The 20,828-nt window shown below is 68.9% G+C and carries 19 protein-coding genes; 10 read left to right on the top strand and 9 right to left on the bottom strand.

The annotated features are described in order from the left end of the window. A partial coding sequence (locus ACFOYY_RS07990; RefSeq protein WP_386188974.1) for an NB-ARC domain-containing protein occupies positions 1–2,605 on the bottom strand: 2,605 nt, incomplete at its 3' end. Positions 2,606–3,129: 524 nt separating this feature from the next. Between ACFOYY_RS07990 and ACFOYY_RS07985 the strand changes: the two genes are divergently transcribed. After that, positions 3,130–3,735: a hypothetical protein gene (locus ACFOYY_RS07985; RefSeq protein ID WP_386188972.1), complete on the top strand. Its 606-nt coding sequence runs from the start codon at positions 3,130–3,132 to the stop codon at positions 3,733–3,735. A gap of 103 nt (positions 3,736–3,838) precedes the next feature. After that, positions 3,839–4,240 (top strand): ester cyclase, encoded by a 402-nt coding sequence (locus ACFOYY_RS07980; protein ID WP_352014818.1) that lies wholly within the window; start codon positions 3,839–3,841, stop codon positions 4,238–4,240. Positions 4,241–4,369: 129 nt separating this feature from the next. Here the strand turns inward: ACFOYY_RS07980 and ACFOYY_RS07975 are convergent, their stop codons facing one another. The 3 genes from ACFOYY_RS07975 to ACFOYY_RS07965 form a co-directional block, all read right to left on the bottom strand. Then, a complete protein-coding gene (locus ACFOYY_RS07975; RefSeq protein WP_386188969.1) occupies positions 4,370–5,335 on the bottom strand; it encodes a DMT family transporter in 966 nt (321 codons plus the stop codon). A gap of 414 nt (positions 5,336–5,749) precedes the next feature. Beyond that, positions 5,750–6,325, bottom strand: a complete 576-nt coding sequence (locus ACFOYY_RS07970) for a hypothetical protein (RefSeq protein WP_386188967.1) — start codon at positions 6,323–6,325, stop codon at positions 5,750–5,752. Further along, positions 6,322–6,873, bottom strand: coding sequence for an RNA polymerase sigma factor (locus tag ACFOYY_RS07965; protein ID WP_352014815.1), 552 nt, complete (start codon positions 6,871–6,873; stop codon positions 6,322–6,324). The genes ACFOYY_RS07970 and ACFOYY_RS07965 overlap by 4 nt, the downstream gene beginning before the upstream one ends. Positions 6,874–6,997: 124 nt before the next feature. On the opposite strand from ACFOYY_RS07965, the gene ACFOYY_RS07960 reads away from it, so the two are divergent. The 4 genes from ACFOYY_RS07960 to ACFOYY_RS07945 all read left to right on the top strand — a co-directional run bounded on the left by ACFOYY_RS07960 (position 6,998) and on the right by ACFOYY_RS07945 (position 12,596). Next, positions 6,998–9,181, top strand: coding sequence for an NACHT domain-containing protein (locus ACFOYY_RS07960; protein ID WP_386188965.1), 2,184 nt, complete (start codon positions 6,998–7,000; stop codon positions 9,179–9,181). 27 nt (positions 9,182–9,208) lie between these two features. Further along, the gene (locus ACFOYY_RS07955) at positions 9,209–10,651 is read left to right on the top strand and encodes a hypothetical protein (RefSeq protein ID WP_386188963.1); all 1,443 of its coding nucleotides are present in this window, start codon (positions 9,209–9,211) and stop codon (positions 10,649–10,651) included. A gap of 307 nt (positions 10,652–10,958) precedes the next feature. Further along, positions 10,959–11,447, top strand: coding sequence for a hypothetical protein (locus ACFOYY_RS07950; protein WP_386188961.1), 489 nt, complete (start codon positions 10,959–10,961; stop codon positions 11,445–11,447). A 153-nt stretch (positions 11,448–11,600) separates the two neighbouring features. Beyond that, positions 11,601–12,596: an AraC-like ligand-binding domain-containing protein gene (locus tag ACFOYY_RS07945; RefSeq protein ID WP_352014810.1), complete on the top strand. Its 996-nt coding sequence runs from the start codon at positions 11,601–11,603 to the stop codon at positions 12,594–12,596. A 438-nt stretch (positions 12,597–13,034) separates the two neighbouring features. Here the strand turns inward: ACFOYY_RS07945 and ACFOYY_RS07940 are convergent, their stop codons facing one another. Next, entirely contained in the window at positions 13,035–14,411 is a 1,377-nt protein-coding gene (locus ACFOYY_RS07940) for an MFS transporter (protein ID WP_386188959.1), read from the bottom strand. A 91-nt stretch (positions 14,412–14,502) separates the two neighbouring features. Between ACFOYY_RS07940 and ACFOYY_RS07935 the strand changes: the two genes are divergently transcribed. From ACFOYY_RS07935 to ACFOYY_RS07925, 3 genes are read left to right on the top strand one after another with little or no spacing between them, the layout of a single operon-like run. Beyond that, entirely contained in the window at positions 14,503–15,459 is a 957-nt protein-coding gene (locus ACFOYY_RS07935) for an Lrp/AsnC family transcriptional regulator (RefSeq protein WP_386188957.1), read from the top strand. Then, positions 15,459–16,421: an RDD family protein gene (locus ACFOYY_RS07930; protein ID WP_386188955.1), complete on the top strand. Its 963-nt coding sequence runs from the start codon at positions 15,459–15,461 to the stop codon at positions 16,419–16,421. Before ACFOYY_RS07935 ends, ACFOYY_RS07930 begins: the two co-directional genes overlap by 1 nt. 48 nt (positions 16,422–16,469) lie before the next feature. Further along, a complete protein-coding gene (locus ACFOYY_RS07925) occupies positions 16,470–17,411 on the top strand; it encodes an NAD(P)/FAD-dependent oxidoreductase (RefSeq protein ID WP_386188953.1) in 942 nt (313 codons plus the stop codon). Between the two features lie 108 nt (positions 17,412–17,519). Here the strand turns inward: ACFOYY_RS07925 and ACFOYY_RS07920 are convergent, their stop codons facing one another. Together ACFOYY_RS07920 and ACFOYY_RS07915 are read right to left on the bottom strand one after the other, a co-directional pair. Further along, positions 17,520–17,894 (bottom strand): DUF1801 domain-containing protein, encoded by a 375-nt coding sequence (locus tag ACFOYY_RS07920; RefSeq protein ID WP_386188951.1) that lies wholly within the window; start codon positions 17,892–17,894, stop codon positions 17,520–17,522. Positions 17,895–17,926: 32 nt separating this feature from the next. Continuing rightward, positions 17,927–18,310 carry a DUF1761 domain-containing protein gene (locus ACFOYY_RS07915; protein WP_352014804.1) on the bottom strand — a complete coding sequence of 128 codons (384 nt, stop codon included), beginning with the start codon at positions 18,308–18,310 and terminating at the stop codon, positions 17,927–17,929. A gap of 95 nt (positions 18,311–18,405) precedes the next feature. Between ACFOYY_RS07915 and ACFOYY_RS07910 the strand changes: the two genes are divergently transcribed. Then, positions 18,406–19,041: a TetR/AcrR family transcriptional regulator gene (locus ACFOYY_RS07910; RefSeq protein WP_362911130.1), complete on the top strand. Its 636-nt coding sequence runs from the start codon at positions 18,406–18,408 to the stop codon at positions 19,039–19,041. A 74-nt stretch (positions 19,042–19,115) separates the two neighbouring features. Here the strand turns inward: ACFOYY_RS07910 and ACFOYY_RS07905 are convergent, their stop codons facing one another. Next, the gene (locus ACFOYY_RS07905; protein WP_386188948.1) at positions 19,116–19,616 is read right to left on the bottom strand and encodes a GNAT family N-acetyltransferase; all 501 of its coding nucleotides are present in this window, start codon (positions 19,614–19,616) and stop codon (positions 19,116–19,118) included. A gap of 43 nt (positions 19,617–19,659) precedes the next feature. Continuing rightward, positions 19,660–20,790, bottom strand: a complete 1,131-nt coding sequence (locus tag ACFOYY_RS07900; RefSeq protein ID WP_386188946.1) for a serine hydrolase domain-containing protein — start codon at positions 20,788–20,790, stop codon at positions 19,660–19,662. Positions 20,791–20,828: the final 38 nt, after the last annotated feature.

Raw genomic sequence — 20,828 nt, 5'->3', positions numbered from 1 at the left:
CGCCGATACGGCCGGTCAAGGTGGTAAGCAGACCTCCGTCGGCTCCCCAGATTCGTACGGTTCCGTCGCGGGATGTGCTGGCCAGCCAGGAGCCGTCCGCGACGATCGCCACCCCCTTCACTCCGCCGGTGTGGCCGGTGAGGGTGGCTCGTGGGGTGCCGTCGGTGTTCCAGATTCGTACGGTTCCGTCGCGGGAGGCGCTGGCCAGCCAGGAGTTGTCCGAGGAGATCGCCACCGCGTTCACCCAGTCGGTGTGGCCGGTGATTGTGGAACGCAGACCTCCGTCGGCTCCCCAGGTTCGTACGGTTCCGTCCTGGGAGGCGCTGGCCAGCCAGGAGTTGTCCGAGGAGATCGCCACGGCGTTCACCTCGCCGGTGTGGCCGGTGAGGGTGGCTCGTGGGGTGCCGTCGGTGTTCCAGGTTCGTACGGTTCCGTCCTGGGAGGCGCTGGCCAGCCAGGAGCCGTCTGGGGAGATCGCCACGGCGTTCACTCCGCCGGTGTGGCCGGTGAGGGTGGCTCGTGGGGTGCCGTCGGTGTTCCAGGTTCGTACGGTTCCATCGTGGGAGGCGCTGGCCAGCCAGGAGCCGTCTGAGGAGATCGCCACCGCGTTCACTCCGCCGATGTGGCCGGTCAGGGTGGCTCGCCAATGACCGTCGACTCCCCAGGTTCGTACGGTTCCGTCCTGGGAGGCGCTGGCCAGCCAGGAGCCGTCTGAGGAGATCGCCACCGCGTTCACTCCGCCGATGCGGCCGGTCGGATTCCGGCTCGGGACAGAGCCGCCATTTTCCAGCATGGGCGGCAGCGGAAAAAGCACAGGATCGGTAAGAGAATATCGATGCCTGATCTGGTCCCGTAGATGAGGAAGAACGCTGAGGTGGGCCAGCCGATTGCTCCTGCTCAGCTTCGGCGATTCGAATGTGCCCAGCAGATGCCCAACCCGAGCGATCAGACGATGTGTGTCCGCCGCCTCCGCCGATTCGCAGCGGGTCAGATCGGTTTCCAGAGCCAACGGGCCTGCCTGGTCGAGTCTGGCCAGAATCCACCGGACGTCACTCACCAGAAGACCCAACTCCGCCTTACACCGTCCCTCACCAAGGTGGTAGGCCAGGTGATCCCACAGGAAGTGTTCCGCCGGGAGCCGCCACCACGCCCAGCCCCCGTTGTTCTCTTCACCGTCGGCACCATTGCGGATCAGTGAGCGTGCCTCGCCGATCAACAACTGGTTCGTCGCCATCTGACGATGAGGGCCCAGGCCATGTTCGGAGTGGGCAAATGCCCTCACAACGTCGTGCAGTGCTATGACCCGTTTGTTTCCGCCAACCCAGCGTAATGACAGCAGGGATAATCCGACCAGATCCTCACAGAGCCGATGTGACTGTTCGACGTTCAACCCCGCCGTCGCCTGCCACAACAGCGTCACCATCTCCAGGGGGATGTCGATGTCCTCGGCGAAGATCCCCAGCTCCAGGAACCGTTCCCGCTGATCGTTGTCCAGGGCCTCCAGGCTGTAGTCGATCGTGGCCTTGACCGCGGTCTCCCGCTGGCCGCTGTCGGTGATGTCCAGTGCCGCCGGACCGGCTCGGCGCAATCTGTCAACGACCTGCTCAGCGGCCACGTTCACCGCAGCGCCTCGCTCCACGTCCTCCAGCAGACGGGCGTTGACCAAGGTCAGCAGCAGCGGCCATCCGCCCGCCACCTCCAGTAGTCGCCACCGCAGTTTCGGATGCATGGCCGGCAGGTCGCGGCCCAGCAACTGCGCCGCCACGGCGGGCGTCATCGCGTTCACTTCGATCTTGACTGAGCCAGGCGGCAGCGTCCGCGGCCGGTGGGTGGTGACCAGCAACCGTGACTGCCCCGCCACCGACAGGAACGGCTCAAGCTGGGCGCGGGTCCAGACATCGTCGACCACCAGCAACGTCCGCCCCTGCTCGGCCAACAGATCCGCCAGGTGATGGGACAGCTGCCTGACATCGGTGATCTGCGGGCGTTTTCCGGACACCGTTTCGCAGATACTGCCGACCAGTTCGGCGCCCTCGGCGCCGGTGCAGTCCTGTCCGAGGGTCACCCACACGATTCCACCGGTGAAGTGCCTGCGCACCCGACGGTCGTGGCAGGCCGCCACTGCCAACGACGTCTTGCCGAACCCGCCGGCTCCCCACAGAGCGGTCGTCCCTCCCGCCGCACCGGTCAGCTCCCGTACCACCACGTCCAGTTCGTCGCGAGACACCCACCCAGGCGGCTTGGGCTGAACCTGGAACGGCGTCCCGTTGACACGCCGGTCGGCCAGCCGAGGAACCAGCCAGGTCAACAACACCGCCACGAAACTCACCACGACCAGGCCGGTGATCCAGATCGTATGGTGGTCGGTCACCATCGAGGGCAGGTAGTCACTGACCACATTGACCGGCAGGCCTACCGCGATAGTGAGAACGACAAGTGTCCCCGTGGCCGCCTCCGCGGCATGCTTGTTACGACTCTCACGACTGTTGCGACGAGCCATACTCCACCTCGACGATGGCGGCCCCCGTCCGGCCAGGCATCTGATTTCGGCTCCCAACATATCCAGCCGGAAGCTTCTGGAGGGAGCGATTCGCGAGAGCCGCAAAACAATGTCGACTGTTATCCATGAATCTGGAGCATGGCCGGAAGCTTTTCCGGCGTGGGTTTTCCAGCGGTGACGTGGCGCGGCCGCCTAACTGTGGCAGGCGATCGACGGACCGGGATTCCAGAGGTATTCAGAGCCGTTCCACTCTGTCCGATATTAGGCCGTCTGTGCCTTTAATCCCCAGGATCGCGAGAAGGTCGATCCCCGGCCTGGTAGTACCATTCCAAGAGATTCTTCGACCAGGCGAGACCGTTCGGAGTTCGAATTCCGCGTTTCGCGGCGATCCCTTTCCCGTACCGGTGTGGAACCGCGCTCAGATCGACGTACGGCCTGCGGACCCGGAGCGCCCCGCGGGAACTCTCACGTCCGATCACCCGACGCACATTGACCCCCGCTGTTCCAGCAGCCGAGTAATAGCATCCGGGCATGGACACGTCGTCTGATCTCGACCGCGTGTTGGAGAATCTCTACGCGGCCTTCTCCCGTATCCGCTTCCAGCCAAGATCGACGTGTACTACCACTGTGTGTCCGAGGAGCAGGTTCGCGCCACGCGCGAGGCACCCCTGCGGAGGCTCACCGCGTCCGTGTTGGGACCGTACGCCAACAACGCCATGTCCACCTGGGGTGAGGAAGGCGAGTTCAAGCACTTTCTTCCTCGGCTCCTTGAGCTGCTCGTCATGGAAGAACTCAACGGCTTCCTGTACGCGGACATCACGATGATGAGAATCGGCAACGCGTGGAAAAGCTGGAGGCGGCCGGAGCGGGAGGCGATCGTCGCCGTCTGCGACGCATGGTGGCGTCACACCCTGAACCACTATCCGCGCGGCGTCGACGTCATGATGATGATCGAGGCCCTCGCCGATGATCTGGGATTGGACCTGGCTCCGTACCTGGCCGAGTGGGAGTCGAACAGCACCGAGGCCGCGGCCCGCCACATGGCGTGGCTCATGAACGACTTCACCAGCAGCGTCGCCCACGACATCGAGTGGTACGCGCTCCTGACCGACTGGATCACCGGGCCGGCACCTGCGGCGATCATGGAACGCGCGTTCTTCGCCACCGGCTCGCCGAAAGTGCTCCAGGAACTCTTCGACGGACTCGAAAACCACCGCCTCTGGCGCGAGCACTGAGGCAGGCGCCTCGGACACGGATGCGAGCCACGATCGGGCATCGTCCACCCCTTGTCACGGACTGACCACCAAGGCCTGTTGGCCAGGAAGAAAGAGAGCACCTTTGAACGGCGACGTCACCATGCGGGCCCGGCGGGCCGTGAGCCGATACTTCGAGATGTGGAACACGGGTGACTCCTCGACGGCCGCCGAGATCCTGAGCCCCGACTGGATCGACCACGCCCATCCGGAGGTGGTCGGCGTCCAGGGAGTGCGCGAGGCGATCGAGCGGATCCGCACGGCACAGCCCGACCTGAGGTTCCAGATCGACGCCGTTCTCGGCGAGGGCGACCTCGTCGCCGCCGTTGGAGGCGTCGACGGGGCCGCACCCGGGCTGATCTGGCTTGTCCGGACGCACGACGGCAAGCTCGTCGAGATGTGGACCTACCGCGACAGCGGTGACCGCGGAAGGGCCGGAAATCCTGAACCTCTCGAAGAAGATTCGGCGTCCCGGCCCTCGCCGTGAGCCGGTTTCCGCCGACGGTCAGTCGGAGGACGAACCGGTCGATGTCCTCGTAGCAGCACGAAAACTCCAGGCTCGGAGGGTTGAAGTCATCCCGTGTGAGCGATGGTCACCTGTCGGTTCAGGTCCCTGTCAGGGGGTCCGCCGGGGTCCTGCCTCGTCGGGACGATCGTGTCTCGTGACGGCCAGGACGACCACCGTCGAGAGCAGTACGGCCCCGCCGAGCAGGGCCAGGGCCGTGAGGCGCTCGCCGAGGAGGCACACCGCGATGACGGCCGCCGCCAGCGGCTCCACAAGCGTGACGATCGAGGCCGTGGTCGCGGGCACCGTCCGCAGCCCCGTGAAGAACAACCCGTACGCCAGGGCGCTGGGGAACAGTCCCAGGTAGGCCAGGAGGGCGCCGACCGTCACGGGGGCGCCCCGCTCGGGCAGGATCCCCAGGGCCAGCGCGAAGGGCAGCAGGCACACCGACCCGATGGCGAATCCGATCAGCGCGTTACCGACAGGGTCGTCGCCGCCCTCCTCGGATCCGATCACCTGGCTGAGCAGTGTGGTGCCCGCGTATCCGACGGCGGACAGCAGTGCCAGCCCCACGCCGAGGAGAGGGGCGCGGGCGGCCGAGCCGGTGGCCGGGTTCCCTCCGAACACCAGCGCCGTCAGGCCGGCCAGCGCCACGGCGATGACCAGGACCTTTCGGCCGCCGAGGCGCTCGGCCAGCCACAGCCGGGCGCCCAGGGCGACGAGAACCGGTCCGAATCCCAGGGTCACCACGGTGGCGACGGCGACACCGGCGAAGTTCACGGAGGCGAAGTAGGCCGTCTGGTAGACGGCCATTCCGGTGCCGGTCACGGTGAACCGCCACAGGCCTGACCTCAACCGGCCGACGAGGGAGGGGACACCCGGGGGGCGCGTCAGCGGCCAGGCCAGGGCGAGCGCGGCGGTGCCGCCGAAGAAGAGCCAGAACGACACCGTCAGCGGGTCGAGCCCGCTGGTCGAGTGGAGCACGGCGGCGACGACGCCGCCCGTTCCCCACGCGACGGCCGCCACGGCGATGTAGAACACGGCTCTGCCGATCGGCAGAGGACCTGAGTGAAGCACGATCATCTCCAGGGATCGCTGTCTCGACGGAATCCTCGGTCGCGGACAGCGAAGAGACACCCGGGTGTGATCAGCCGGGTGTGGAGACGCCGCCCGCTAGTGGGCGGGCGGCGGGGAGACGATCAAGTACATGACGGTGACTCTAACGCCTGCCGGTCAGCGGGCCGACGGGGTGGTCCGCATCCGATGACCACGGGCCGCCGACGCCGCACGGCTGACTGCTCGCGTCGTGGTGGGCCGGTGGTTCGTATTCGATGACCACGTGGCGCCGGGGTGGGTGGACGGTGGTCCGTACCCGAAGAACACGGATCGGATACGGACCACCGCGAAGCGTGAACCGGTCAGAGCATGGGACAGCCTCACAACCCGCCTCGCCGTACAGGGATCCGCGACGGCCTGACGATCGCGGGTGCGTCAGTTCGCGACGCGACCCTTCCAGGTGGGGTCGTCGACCGGGACGCACGGTCCGACCTGGCCGGTGATCAGGGACGCGGTCAGGCGCCACAGCATCTCGTACTTCTTCGTCTCGGCCGTCTCCTCCTGGTCGCCGGTGAACTCCAGCACCAGGGTCTGGTCCTGGCCGATGAGCAGGGGGTTGATGTCCAGGCCGCCCTTGACGATGCGGGCGGCCGCGTCGGCACCCGGCCCCATGGCCTTGCCGCCGACCTTGCCCCTGCCCTTCTCGCACTGCTTGCCCGGGGGCAGGTAGCTGACGTCGGCCCGGACACCGGCCTCGTTCAGGTCCCGCTCCAGCTGGTCGACGTCCTTGAACTCGTGGATCTGCACATTGACCGTGCCGTCGGCCTTCTTGTTCACGGCGTAGGCGGGTGTTCCCGTCCCGGTCAGCACGGGGATCGCGACCGCCGCCGCTCCGGCGACGAGAACCGCCGCGCCACCGGCGAACAACCGGCGGGTGAGGCGGCGGCGCCGTTCGGCGCGGTCCATGATCTCGGCCTTGAGGTCCATAAGCAGCTGCTCCTCGTATCTCATCCTGATGCTCCACTCATGACGAAGGGCAGGTTCCGCAGTGTCCGGCGGGCTCGGTGCAGGCGCACCTTGGCGGTGCTCTGCCGGATGCCGAGGGCGAGCGCGGCCTCCGTGACCGTGAGCTGGTCGACGACGACCAGTTCCAGTACCGCGCGCTCCCCCTTCGGCAACTCGGCCATGGCCGTGAACATCCGCCTGGCCTCCCGCTCGGCGTCTATGCGCTCCTCCAGCGCGGCGACGTCGTCGGTGTCCAGATGACGACGTCCGCCGACCCGGTCCGTCAGCTGGTGCTGCCTGTACGCCCGGCGTCGTTCGGCTGAGATCGTCTTGCGGGCCACCCCGTACAGCCAGGCGATCTCGGAACCCAGGTCGGCCCGGTAGGTGTGGGCCGAGTCGAGGACGGCCACGAACACCTCGGCCACGAGATCGGCCACGGTGTGCGGGTCGTCGACGCGACGGGCGAGGAAGCGGGTGACCGCATCGACATGTCGCCGATAGAAGGCGTCGAACGCCACAGGATCTGTGGCGATCTTCGCCTGTTTGCGAAGCACCGGTCATGCTCCCTTCGTCGATTCGTCCCTGCTTGGTGAGAATCGAGAAGAAGGGTTACATCCGCAGGTCACAGACTCGCCGAACTTCCTCTCGTCGATCCTGCCGGGGCATGACGATGAGGGCATGCGGAGACGCGTCCTCACCCAGGCGGGCCTCGCCCTGTTCGTCGGCGCCATGGCGGGCATGCTCCTCTACTTCTGGCGGACCGACCTGGAGACGGCCGACCAGCGGGCCAGCGTGCTCGGTCTGTTCGTCGCCGTGGCCGGTCTCGCCCTGACGGTCCACGGAACGCTCCGCGACCGCCGTACCCCGGCGTCCTCGCTGGTCACCGGGGAGACCGTCCGGGCGGCCAGGGAGGCGCTCGGGCTGCTGGTCGCCGAGCAGTGGCGCGAGGAGTCACGGGTCCGCTCGCTGAGCGACCCGCACCCGATCCCCGTCCGCTGGCGGCTGACCGAGGACGCCGGGTTGATGGACCATCCGCACCTGGTCGGGCCGGAGCCGCTGAGGTTCACCGTCTCCAGCGGTCAGGGGGCCGATCTGGCCCAGGCCTTCAGGAAACTGCACCGGCGGCGGCTGGTCATCACCGGCGGGCCGGGCAGTGGCAAGACCACCCTGGCCGTGCGGCTGCTGCTGGAGCTGCTCGACTCCGCCGCTCCCGGGGAGCCGGTGCCGGTGCTGGTGACCCTCACCGGCTGGGACCCCGCCGAGCGTCCCCGGCTGCATGACTGGCTCGCCGTACGGCTGGCACGGGACTACCCTGCGCTGACCTCGGCGTTCGGCGGCGGCGTCACCGGGGCACTGGCCGGACAGGGACACGTGCTGCCCGTCCTGGACGGTCTGGACGAGCTGACCGGGGAGCACCGGGGCGCGGTGATCAGGGCGTTGAACGCCTCACTGGCCGACCGGGACGGGTTCGTGCTGACCAGCCGGGCCGACGAGCTGGCCGAGGCCGTGGCGGAGGCCGGGGACGTGCTCACCGCCGCGGCCGTCATCGCTCCCCTGCCGCTCTCCCCCTCCGTCGTCGCCGGGTACCTACGCGCCTGTCTGCCGCCGCGTCCCCGGCACAGCTGGTCCCCGGTCTTCACCGCGCTGGCCGAGGGCACGGCGCCGGGCCTGGCGGAGATCGCCTCGACCGCGCTCGGCCTGTGGCTGGTCCGCGCGGGCTACGTCGCCCCCGCCGCCGACCCCGCTCCGCTCACCGGCGACCTCGCCCAGGACCCCGACCGCCTGCGGGCGCACCTGCTGGACCGGCTGATCCCCGCCGCCGTCGCCTCCCGGCTGACCAGCCGCGACCCGGCCGAGCACTTCCGTCCCCGCAGGACCTGGGAGGCCGAACGGATGCGCGCCCACCTGGCCTACCTGGCCCGGTTGATGACCGCCGCCGACACCCGTGACCTGGCCTGGTGGCAGCTCGCCCGGCACACCGGCGCCGGACGGCTCCGTACGGGCTTCCTGGCCGGGGTCGTGACCTCGACGGTCGCCTGGGTGGTGATCGGGTTCCTCGGCCGGTTGGTCTACGGCGTCGCGTCCGGGGAGCCGAACTGGCTGACCTACAACGGCCGGGGGTGGTTCCTGTCCGGCGTCTGGTTCGGGCTGCTGTTCGGGATCGTGTGCGCGTTCAAGATCAAAAAATGGTGTCGGGAGACACCGGGCTCCCTGTCCGGCGGGACCCGGCCTCGCGGCGGGCGCCGCAGGGGCGGAACGTTCAGAGGGGCCGCGGTCGGATTCGTGCTCGGGGTGGCCGTCGGGCTCGGATACGGCTCCGCCTCCGGTGCCCCGATCCTGGCCACGGCGCTGTTCGGGCTTGTCATCGGCCTTCTGTTCGGCCTCACGTCCGGACTGGTGTACGGGCTCTCGTCCGCGATCGCCGTACGGCTTGAGGCGCCGACGGCCGGTACGGCGGGCACTCCGTTGTCGAGTCTGCGGGACGACCGCGCTCTCAATCTCGTCCGCCTCGTCGTGCTCGACGTCGTGTTCACCGTGCTGTTCGGGCTCGCCTACGGGCTCCTGCCCGGGGCCGTCCCCGTGGCGGAGCACAGGGCCGTGGTCGGGGTCGTGAGCACGGTGGGGGTGGCGCTCATGTTCGGGCTGTTGTTCGCGGCCTCGGTGGGGGAGCACCACGGGTGGCCGGCCTATCTGGTCGCCACCCACCGGCTCGCCCGCCGTCGTCTGCTGCCCCGCGACCTGATGTCCTTCCTCGACGACGCGCACCGGCTCGGTCTGCTACGCACGGTGGGCCCGATCTACCAGTTCCGCCACGCGGCCCTCCAGGACCACCTCGCTTTATCGGATGATAATCGGAAATAATGTTTTTGTCGCCATTATCATTTTTTGGTGCTTGAGCTGATCCTGGTGATGCTGATGGCGTTGGCGCTCGGCTCTGTGAGATTCGCCGTACGGTCCACTTCGAACGGCCGTCACACCCGTGTGTCCCGGTTTTACCTGCTCCGGGGTCTGGCTCTGTCGGCTTGCGCCTTCGCGGTGCTGATGTACACCGTGTGGTCGACTCACGAGGACCAGCACTACGACGACTTCGGGTCGGCGATGATGGCGCTGCTGGCCGCGACGAGCGCCGCGGTGTTCTTCGCGGGTCTCGGCCCGCTCATCCCATGGCTGTTGGGATCCCTGGTACGGCACACGGTACGGCTGCCATCGCTGATGCGTCTGGCGGTCCGTGACCTGGCCGACAACCGGGTCAGGTCGGCCGCCGCCGTCGTGGTGACCATGGTGCTGACGGCCACCGCGGCCATCTTCATGACCGTCGCGGCTGCGGAGACGGCGCAGGAAAGGGTGAGGTATTTCCCGCAGGGGCGCCCCGGTGCCCTCCTGGTCGAGGTTTCCTCCGCGGAGGATGTGGCCGCCGTACGCGCGGCCGTCCAGCGGGAACTGCCCGGGGTGCCCATGGTGCGGAGCTTCCGCGCGGGCGCCTGGCACTTCATCCCGGACGTCGAGGATCTGGAACTGCCGGACTTCGAAGCCGTCACCCCGGTCGGCGTCTTCGGGGAGGGGGAACTGCTCCACTATCTGACCGGTGACCCGGCGACGCCGTACGACGAGAACACGGCCGTGGTGGTCACGTCCGACGACGTGAAGGCCGACACGGTGACGATCTCCTACGGTCCCCTTGAGGGGGCCGGTGCGCTCTCGTCCAGGAACGTGCCCGCGATCGTCGTCAGGCCGACCGACCCCGAGGTGAAGGAGCTGTTCGTTCCGGCGAAGGTCATCAGGGATCTCGGCCATCAGCCGCAGCCGGACAGACTGATCATCGACCCCTCCGTTCACCGTACTTCGCGGGCCGAGCAGGAGCGGATCGACCGTCGTCTGGGCGACACCGCAACCACCTACGTCGAGCGTGGGTTCGAGCCCTCCACCGGCTGGCGTCCCATCGTCGCGGTGGCGGTTGTCCTCGCTCTCGGCGCCGCGTTGTTCGTGGGCAGGGGCGGCCCTCGGACGACGCGGGTGTTGTCCCGGCTCGGCGGTGGTTCCCCACGGCTGTTCGCCGCCTGCAGGGTGGGGATCGGTACGGCGTGCGGCACGGCGGTCGGCACGGTCACCGGATGCGTGGTCGGTCTGCTCCTGGCCTGGCCGTTCACCGCCCCGATCGAATGGGAGCCGGTACCGCGGGTCTCCTTCGAGACGCCATGGTTGTTGATCGCCGCCCTGCCCCTGGTCCTGTCCCTCCTGGCCGCGCTCATCGCCGCTCTCGCGCCGGTTCCTTCGAAGGAAGGGCCGTCTGGACGTCGCCTTTTCGGAAACCGGAACGTCATGGCTGGTTAGAAAAATAGCGTTTTTATGGCGAGTGAGATGTATCATCCGCTATATGGATTTCAATCAGAGTAAATCCATCTATGTGCGTCACAATGGGAAAATTCGTATTGGCGATGCCCCGGTTGGCTACTTCGCCCAGCTCGTCAAGACGGATGCCGCCGCCAGGGCGCGAGCCCTCCGAGAGTCCATGGCGGCCATGGTCTCCGAGGTGCCGCAGATCGAAGGACCCCGCGACCCACGGGGGCGGACGCCGAGAACGGGTCCGCTTTCTCGGGCCGTTCGGTTTCTTCCTCCTGACGCTCGTGGGGCGGCCGAGGTGTCGGAGCTGTTGGAGCAGGACGACTGGGAGGCCGCTCTGCTCCTTCTTGAGGAGTCGGCCGAGGTGTCTCCCCAGCCGTCCGAGTTCTGGGACCTGCTGGCGGACGCGGCGCGCCTGCTGTGGCTTCACGACGATGCCCGGTGGTACGGCTGGCGGAGCGTCGAGGCCCGTGGCGGAGTCGTTCTCGCCGAGCTCCGTCTCGGGCCCAGGAGATCCCCCGTGCCTTCTTGCGGGCTGCTCCGTCCCATGTGGGATGTCGGTCGGACCACGCCCGACGGCGATCCCCTGCTCGGCGTCGCGGGCCTCTGGATCGACGGGGTGAGGTTCCTGGAGCCGGGTGGCCGCGGGGCGGCGAGGCTGATTCCCCTGACCTTCGGGTTCTGGAGACATCTCAGGCCGGGTGACGTCGTCACCATGCACGAGACCCGGGACCCCGTCGGAGCGGCGAGGGTGACCGAGATTCGCCTGCCCGTGAATCCCGGCTGAGGGTGGCCGTTTATTGAAGGCGCGGGCCGTCGGTGGCCGGGGGTTATACCGTGAAAAGGCCAGAATTGTTTCGCGCCGTGGGGGAGGTTTTTTCATGTGTGGCAATGGATTTTTAGCGGGCGAAAAAGAACCGCGAGTTCTGGGGAACGGGCGATGAGCGAGGTCGTTTTCCGCATCCATGATCTGCCCGCCGCCGACCGCTTCTCCCGGCGCCAGGAGACGACCGACGGTCCCCTGATGCCGATGGCCATCCGCAGTGACCACGAAGGGACGTTCCATGCCGTCCTGCGTCGGATCAGCCTCGGGGCGCTGTACCTGTCGCGGCTTTCGTCCCCGCCGTTGCGGGCCTGGCGCACCGACGTGCTGATCCGCCGTTCCGACGCCGAGACGTACTGTCTCTCGCTGCCCCTGCGCGGCGGCAAGGTGCTGGACCAGGGCGACCGTCAGGTGACCGCGGGCCCGAGGGACCTGCTCCTCTACGACGCGGCCCGGCCCTTCCACACCCGGCTGCTGGCCGACGCGACCGGCAGCAACGAGAGCATGATCCTGCACATCCCCAAGGCGCTGATGCCGCTGCCCGCCGACTCTCTGGTACGGCTCACCGGCCGGAGTCTTCCCTGCTCATCCGGGGTCGGTGCCCTGCTGCGCCACCACATCATCGAGCTGGCCCGGCACACCCCCGGCTACAGCGTCGCCGACGCCGCCCGACTGTCCACGATCACTCTGGACCTGGTCGCCGCGACCTGCGCCCATGTCCTCGAAGCGGGATCCTCCCCGCAGGCCGGGTCGTCCGGCCAGGCGTTGCGGGCGCGCATCCACGCCTTCATCCAACGGCACCTGAGCGATCCGGCCCTCAACGTCGAGACCATCGCGAACGCCCACCAGATCTCCACCCGCTACCTGCACCGGCTGTTCCAGGCCCAGGGAATCAGCGTGGCCGCCTGGATCCGGCGTTGCCGGCTGGACCGCTGTCGCCGCGACCTGTCCGACCCGGCCCTGCGCACCGTGCCGGTCCACGCCGTCGCCACCCGTTGGGGGTTCACCGACGGCGTGCAGTTCAGCCGGGTCTTCCGAGCCGCGCAGGGTGTTCCGCCGGGGGAGTTCCGGCGCCGGGCGCTCGAAGAGCCGGACACGTACGCCGTGGAGTAGTGCGCTCCTGGCAAACGATTGAGCGCTCACAGTCAATGACGCCCCTGCTCCTTCGCTGCGAGCATATGCACAGGTGCACCTGATCGTCTCAGGCGGAAACAGGGGCTGTACGGCCTCCACCACGGAACGAAACGCGAAACGAAACGCGAAACGAAACGCGGAGGAACGCGTGGGCAATGGGGGTGGAAACCCGATGGGCGGAGGCCGTACGAAAAACGCCTGACGTTTTGGGCGGTGTGGTCCGGCGTTTCTCGTGATTCGCCGGGCCGGTCGTTCACATGGCTCTCGGGAGGAGAGATGACAGTCACGCGGTCCGGCACGGCGCAGGCGGATCCGGGCCTGGCCGCCGGGGGTTCATGGAGGTCCTGCGACGGGATCGGCGGTCCGAAGCCGCCCGGTTCGTTGGAGCAGGAGGGGTAGGAGCGGGGAGGCTCCGCATCACCCGGGCGCACAGTCACATGGGGCGTGGCTGTGCGCCGTCCCGCCGGCTCGGGCCCCGAGCATGAGGGCGACGCTCAGGGTCAGGGCGGTGCCCAGGGCCAGGGAGACGACGAAGGGCGCCGTGAGGGACCGGGTGCCGAGATAGGCACCCCCGAGTACGGCCACGCCGAAAGTGCCGCCGAGTTGCTGGACCGCGTTCAGGAGACCGGCCGCCGAACCCGTCTCGTGGGGCCGTACCCGGGACAGCGCGACGGCGAAGAAGGGGACGGTGACCAGCCCGCCACCGAGACCGGAGACCCCCAGCGCGGCGGGCAGCCATGAGGGAACGGCGACACCCCAGACCAGTCCGGCCGCGAGCAGGACGATCCCGGCGAACATCAGCCCCGGACCCGTCCTGGGCAGCAACAGTTGCCCGGCCAGCAGCGACGAGACCGCCAGACCGGCAGAGAACGGCAGGACGGTGAGGCTGGAGGCGAGAACCGAGCGGTGCAGGCCGTCCTCGACGTGGAGGACCACGGTGAAGACGACGCCGGTCGACACGGCGAAGTACAGGACGCTTGAGGCCAGCGCGGCGGGGAACCCACGGTCGTGGAACAGGCTCGGCTCGAAGACCGGGTCCCGGCCGCTCGCACCGCGTCGCCGTACGTGGGCGGCCAGTACGGCGGCGCCGAGGAAACCTGCGGCGAGCAGGACCCAGGACGTCCCGCCGTTGATCGTCGGGATGACGAAGGCCGCGGCGACGGCGCCGCTGAGCAGGAACCCCGGCACGTCGAGCCCGGGGCGGCGCGCGGGACGGTCCTCGTCGAGGAACCGGGCGCAGACCAGCGTGAGCAGTCCCAGCGGGACGTTGACCAGGAACACCGCCCGCCAGGAGAGCCCGGCGAGGTCGGCGTGGGTGATGAGCCCGCCCAGGACGGGACCCGCGACCGCGGTCAGTCCCATGACCGGCCCGATGAGGCTCAGCGCCCTGCCGAGCGCGGGGCCGTCGAAGGCCGCCCTGATCAGCCCGATGGTCTGCGGGACGACCAGACCGGCGAAACAGCCCTGGACGACCCGCGCGGCGAGCAGCGCCGTCATGGTCGGCGCCGCCGTACAGGCCGTGGAGGCGAGCAGGAAGCCGCACACGCCGATGACGAACAGACGCCGTCTGCCGTGGATGTCGCCGAGGCGACCGCCGGGGACCAGTGCGACGGCGAACGGGAGCGTGTAGGCGGCGGCGATCCACTGGGTGTCGGAGGCGGTGCCGTACAGGCCGGCCCTGATCACGGGGGCGGCGACGGTGGTGATCGTCGAGTCGAGCAGGTTCATGGCCTCGGCGACCAGGAGCCCGGTCAGGGCGATCCAGCGCCGCGTCGGGGTGGGGGAGGGACTCACCCGCACAGCATGAGAGGCGCCGTACGGTTCCAGACATGAGACGGGCCGGAAGTGAGCGAAACCAGCACGAGACCGCGCTATAAGAGTGGTCGTGGACAGACTCGACCACCAGATCCTGCACGCCCTCGGAATCAACGGCCGGGTGTCGTTCCGCCGGCTCGCCGTGGCGCTCGGGGCGACCGAGCACACGGTCGCGCGGAGATACCGGGCGCTGGTCGAGCGCGGCGTCGTCCGTGTGGTTGCGGCGCCCACGCCGCGCGAGGAGGACATGGGGCAGATGCTCAGGCTCCACGTCCACCCGGGGTCGGCGGCCCGGCTGGCCGACGCGCTCGTCCGCCGCGACGACGTCTCCTGGGTCAGGACCGCGGGGGTCGGCTCGGAGATCATGTGCGGCGTCCGCGCGGCCTCCGCGGAACAACGCGACCACCTGATTCTCGACCAGTTGCCCAGGACGGGACGGGTCACCCGGGTCACCGCGTACGAACTGCTGCACCACTACCGGACTCCCGGTCACGCCGACTGGGAGGGCTTTCCCGACCCGCTCACCGAGCGGCAGCGTGAGCTGGTCGGGCCCGTCCCGGTGCCGGAGAACGTCCCCGGCCTGACCGCCCAGGACCGGGTCCTGCTGGACGCGCTGCGGCACGACGCCCGGCGCCCGGCCGCCGCCCTCGCCGCCGAGACCCACCAGCCCGAGTCGACCGTACGGCGCAGGCTCGACGTCCTGCTGCGTTCCGGGGCGATCCACATCGACCGGGACCTCGACCCGGCTCCCCTCGGCTGTCCGGTCAGCGCGACCCTCCACATCGACGTCGATCCCCGCCACCTGCGCACCGTGGGCGCCGCCCTCGCCCGGCACGCGCCGACGACCTTCGTGGCCGCGGTCACCGGGCCGGTCAACCTGTTCGCGGCCGTGGTGACCGCGACCGTTCGCGACCTCTACGAGTACGTCAGCACGACCCTGGCCGGCATCGACGGCGTGACCCACATCGAGACCGGCATCACCGGCCCCTACCTCAAACACACCCACCTGACCCGAAGGCCACGATGATGAACCACCGATTACCGAGAACGGCACCGCTGACCTGGGCGGCGGCCGTGGCCGTCGCGGCCTTCCCGACCTGGCAGGAGTGGCGTTTCCTGGCCCAGCCCGCCGAGTACGAACTCCAGGTTTGCCTGGGCGGCATGTCGTGGGGCACCTCCCCGTTGACCTCGCTGCGCGGCGATCTCGGCCAAGTCATGGCGAACGTGATGGCGTGGGCCGTTCCCGCGGCACTGGTCCTGGTGGGGCTTCTCGCCTGCCTCGGCGGCCGGGACGCGCGGAGGGTGGGACGATGGACGGCGGTCCTCCTCATCCTGGTCGCGGTGGCCAAGCCGCTTGTTCCCTCCTACATGTCCGATGACGGGTGCAGCCCGATCCCCCTGTTCAGCGCCGAGTGGTTCGGCACGGTGCTGGGTGTTCTGGGGGAGGACCAGATCTGCCTGCTGGGCGCCGCCGTACTCGTCCTGTGGGCGAGCGCCGCCATGGAACGCCCTGCGGCCCCGTCCCCGGCCGGGGTGGCCTGGCGGCGGGCGGTGGCGCTCCTGGCCGACTACGCGATCATCCTCGTGGTCCTGACCCTCGTCCCCCTGTTCGCGGGTGAGGACTTCCATCTGGACCACGGGTTGCTGAACCGGGCCTCCCTCTCACTGGACGACGTGGATCTCGAACAGCTGGTCATCCTGCCCACGGTCTTCCTGTACTTCTGGGGACAGCACGCCCTGTGGGGCAGGACGCCGGGCAAACGGCTGATGGGCATACACCTCGTCCACGCGGGTACGGCGAGGACGGCGCTGCGCGCGCTGCTCTTCCCGCTCCTGGTCTTCGTGCCGGTCCACGGGCCGCTCGTCCTCATCGTGGACGGGGCGTGGGCACTCCTCGACCCCGAAGGCCGGATGCTGCACGACCGGCTGACGGGCACCGAGGTTGCCTTGCTGTTTCAGCAAAGAGCTTTGCCAAAACTGGATGGATGATGCATCGTCGTAGGTGACGTTCTCTTCGTACACGTGAGGTGATCTCCCATGCAGAGCAAGCAGGACGGCTACGAGGTCGTGGTGGTCGGCGGCGGGATCGCGGGGCTGACCGCGGCGATGATCCTCGGGCGGTCGCGCCGCTCGGTCCTGGTGGTCGACGCGGGCGAGCAACGCAACACCCCGGCCGCGCACATGCAGGGCTACCCCTCACGCGACGGCACGCCACCGGGGGAGTTCCTGGCCGAGGTGCGCAGGGAGGTCGCCGCCTACGGCGTCGAGCTCGTCCGTGACCGGGTGACGGCGGCCGAACCCGACGGGGACGGCGAGTTCGAGGTGACGCTCGGAGACGGCGGCCGGGTGCACGCCCGCCGCCTGGTCGTCGCCACCGGCCTCGTCGACGAGCTTCCCGACCTCCCCGGCGTCGCCGAACGGTGGGGCAGGGACGTGATCCACTGCCCCTACTGCCACGGCTGGGAGGTGCGCGACGAACCGATCGGCGTGCTGTACGGCAGGGCCACGGGCATCCACCAGGCGCTGCTGTTCGGTCAGCTCTCGAATGACGTGGTCCTGTTCTCCGGCTCCCACGAGCTCGCCGACTCCGACCTGCGGCTCCTCAGGGCGGCCGGGGTGCGCGTGGCCGACGGTGAGGTCGAGGAGGTCGTGGTCGAGGACGACCGCCTCACCGGAGTACGGCTCGCGGGCGGACAGGTGTTCCCGCGCTCGGTCGTGGTCGTGCCGACGCGCATGGTGCCCCGTGACGAGCTCCTCACCAAGCTCGGCGCCCGGACGAAGGACACCCCGGCGGGGCCGTTCGTCGAGGTGGACCCCGTGGGACTGACCAGCGTGCCGGGCGTGTGGGCCGTGGGCAACGCCACCGGACCGGCCGAGCAGGTGGTGAACTCCGCCAGCGCCGGATACCGCGCCGGTGCCGCCGTCAACGCCGACCTGATCCACACCGACCTGGAACGCGCGGCCGCCCTGCTCGACTGACGGCCGTCCACTACGGGTTCCGGTCGCGGGCGAGGACGGGAAGCCGGACGGGCGACGTGCCTGTCCTGGGTCCCGGTGGAGTCGTCGCCCCCGCGGAGACCCCGCCGCCTACCTGGACTGATCCTTCAACCTGCGCCATCCGCCGGCGCGGTTGTCGGCGATGATCTGCCGGAACATGGCGGTGAGGGCAGGGGCGTTGATCGCCTCCCCTTCGCGGAAGGCCACCGTACGGGCGGTCTTGTTGTGGTGGCCGGCCGTGATGATGCCTTCGGGGTCGGGGACGATGCCGCCGTCGTACAGGAACACGTTGACATGGTCCTTGGCGGCGAGCAGCGCGCATACGTTGCCCTTGAGCACGAAATAGGGCCGGACCGTCCGCTTGACGGTCTCGGTGACCTCGGGGTCGGCGGCGTGGATCAGGTCTCGGACCTGCCGGCAGATGTCCTGCTGCCACCGGGGCAGGGCCTCGATGTAGTCGTCCACGCGCGGGTCTGTCTCATAGGGCCGTACGTCGTTCACAACCAGGCCCCCACGATCGCCGAGATGACGAGGATTTTGACCAGCCAGTCACCGGCGTGCAGCGCCGCGGTGACGGCGGGTGTCCTCTCCCACATCATGGAGCCGGTGAGCAGCACCGCCGGGAACCCGGCCCAGAGCACCAGGCCGAGTACCACCGTCGACCACACGTCGGTGAGTCCGGCGTACCGGGCCAGGCCCGCGATCACCGCGGCGACCACGAGGCCGCGCGCCAGCTCCAGAAGGATCTTCAGCGGCGGCGGCCGGTCGCCCCGATCCGGGGCTCGCTCACCCAGCAGACGTTTCTCGGTCGGGGTGAGTAAGGCGTAGTAGGTCGAACTGAGTACGAACGCCACGATCGACGCGGCGATGACGGAGATCACGCTACCCACGGTTCACCTCCAAGTAAACTAAACGGTACCGTTTATGCTGGCTGTAAACTAAACCGGGTAGTGTTCTCTGTCAAGGAGGTAGTTCGTTGACCGCTTCGACACGGGCCGAGGCCCGCTCGGCGCGCAAGCGCCAGGAGATCCTCACGGCCGCGCGGGCGGTGTTCACCGCCCACGGCTACGTCGGCACGAGCATGGACGCGGTGGCCGCCGCGGCGGGCGCCTCGAAGCGCACGGTGTACCAGTACTTCGCCGACAAGGAGGAACTGTTCACCGGCGTCGTGCTGGACACCGTCGATCGTGGTTACGAGTACTTCAAGCCCGCGATCCGCACGCTCGCGGAGACCGACGACCTTGAGACCGCCTTGCGGGACCACGCCCGGATGACGCTCACCGGGTTGACGGACCGGGAGATCCTGCAGATGCGACGCCTCGTCATCGCCGAGGCGGAGCGCTTTCCGGCCGTTGGACGTGAGTACTTCGAGCGGAGCTGGGGCCGCACCCTGAAGCTCCTGGCGGAGACCTTCGCGAAGCTCGCCGAGCGCGGCCTGCTGAACGTCCCCGACCCCGAGCGTGCCGCCTACATGTTCACCTGGCTGGTCGTCTCGATCCCCACCAACCGGGCCGCCTTCCTGGGCGACGAGGCCGTCGGCTCTCCTGAGGAGCTGACCGCCCTGGCCGACGAGGGCGTCCGCGTCTTCCTCGCCGCCTTCGCCCCCCGGTAGCGCGGGGGAGCGACTCCCCGCCGGTTGGCCGCGTTCACCGCTCAGAAACGGTCACCGACCGCGATCGTCACGTCTCAGAGCGGTTTGGCGAAGACGATGGCGTAGCGGTCGTAGCCCATTCCGTTCTCGTAGAACGGCACGGAGACGGGGCTGCCCGCGAACGCCTCCAGGGTGAGCAGCCGGGCCCCGCGCTCCCGTCCCCACCGTTCGACCGCCCGCATCAGCCCGGTGCCCGCCCCGCCCCGCCAGTGCGCACGCCGTACGGCCAGGGCGTTGACGAACACCCTGGGCAGGCCGACGTCCCGGGTCATCTGCCGCTCGGCCTCCGCGTGCGGCGGCAGGAAGGTGGCGTGGACGAACCCCACGGCCTGTCCGGCGTGGTCGGCGACGAGGGCGAGCGTGCTCTCGTCGTGGTCGACCAGTTTGTTCTCCAGCCATTCGGAGAGGCCGTCCTCGGACGGAACCTGGAACTCCTTCGGCGCCATTTCCCGGTAGTACTCGGCCGAGTCCCGCCAAGCCCCCGCGACCCCGTCGCCGTCCCCGCCCCGTGCGGGCCGAATCTCGAAAGCACTCATTCCCGCATCCTTCACCACGACGCCTCCCGGAGTACGGCGACGCTCAGTTCGCGGGCTGTGCCGGGTCGGCCGTCTCGTCAGGCGATCCGGACCGCCCGCCGCAGAAGACCTCCGAGACGAGCATCCGGATCACCTTCTGGAACGCCCCGGCCAGGGACATCGCGGAGTCGTCCACGTAGTTCAGCGAGGCGGTCAGGGTCGTGCCGCCGTCGGGCGTGCTGTACATCAGCGCCGCATGGCCCGTGATGCCGCCGTTGTGGGTGATGACGGTGCCGCCGCACTCCGTGTCCTGCACGAACACGCCCAGGCCGTAGCCGGCCTTGGGGTGCGGCGTGCACATCTCGGCCAACAGTGGAGCCGGCAGGAGCCTGCCGCCCACGAGCGCGGAGACGAACGTGTGCAGATCCCGGGCGGTCGAGATCATGTCACCGCCGCTGGAGATCCAGGAGGGGTCGTGGCGGGTGACGTCGATCGTCCTCTGCAGGTCGCCGTCCTGGTAGCGGTAGTAGGCGTGGGCGTGTGGCCCGGGGATCTCCGGGCCGTCGGGCACCACGGTGTCCGACAGCCCGAGCGGTTCCAGGATCAGCCGCCGCATCTCCTCGGCGAGTGAGCGGCCGGTGACCTTCTCGACCAGCAGCCTGGCCAGCACGTAGTTGGTGTTGGAGTAGCTCCAGTCCGTCCCCGGCTCGAACCGCGCGGGCTTGGACAGCGCCAGCCGTACCAACTCCTCCGGCCGGTAGGTCCTGAACCGGTCGTCCACCCACTCCTTGCCCTGGCAGGGGATTCCCGGCGCGAACGTCGCGTCGTCGTAGTACTCGCCGGTGAAGTTGAACACCCCGCTGGTGTGCTGCAACAGCATCCGTACGGTGATCCGCCGGTCAAGCCCGAACCCGGTCAGGTGGTCGTCCGCCGGGGTGTCCAGCTCGATCCTGCCCTCGGCCACGAGCAGCAGGACCAAAGCCGCGACGAAGGTCTTGGTGTTGCTGCCGATCCGGACGTGTCCGTTGGCCGGTGGCTCGTCGGGCCCGCCCAGCTCGCCCACCCCGGCGCTACCGGTCCACTCGCCCCGGTCGTCGTGCACGCGCAGGTGCACCCCGGTGAAACCCGAATCGACGATCTCCTGGACGGCCTTCCGCAGCTCCGGACGATCCTGGCTGGTGTGGGTGACGGACATGGTGGTGCGCTCCTTCTGCTGTGAACCGTGGTGAACGT

The sequence above is a fragment of the Streptosporangium jomthongense genome (genome assembly GCF_042650425.1).
In the GTDB taxonomy this organism is placed as follows: domain Bacteria; phylum Actinomycetota; class Actinomycetes; order Streptosporangiales; family Streptosporangiaceae; genus Streptosporangium.
The sequence above is the reverse complement of the archived record's forward strand: the minus strand, read 5'-3'. Positions and strand labels throughout refer to the sequence as shown.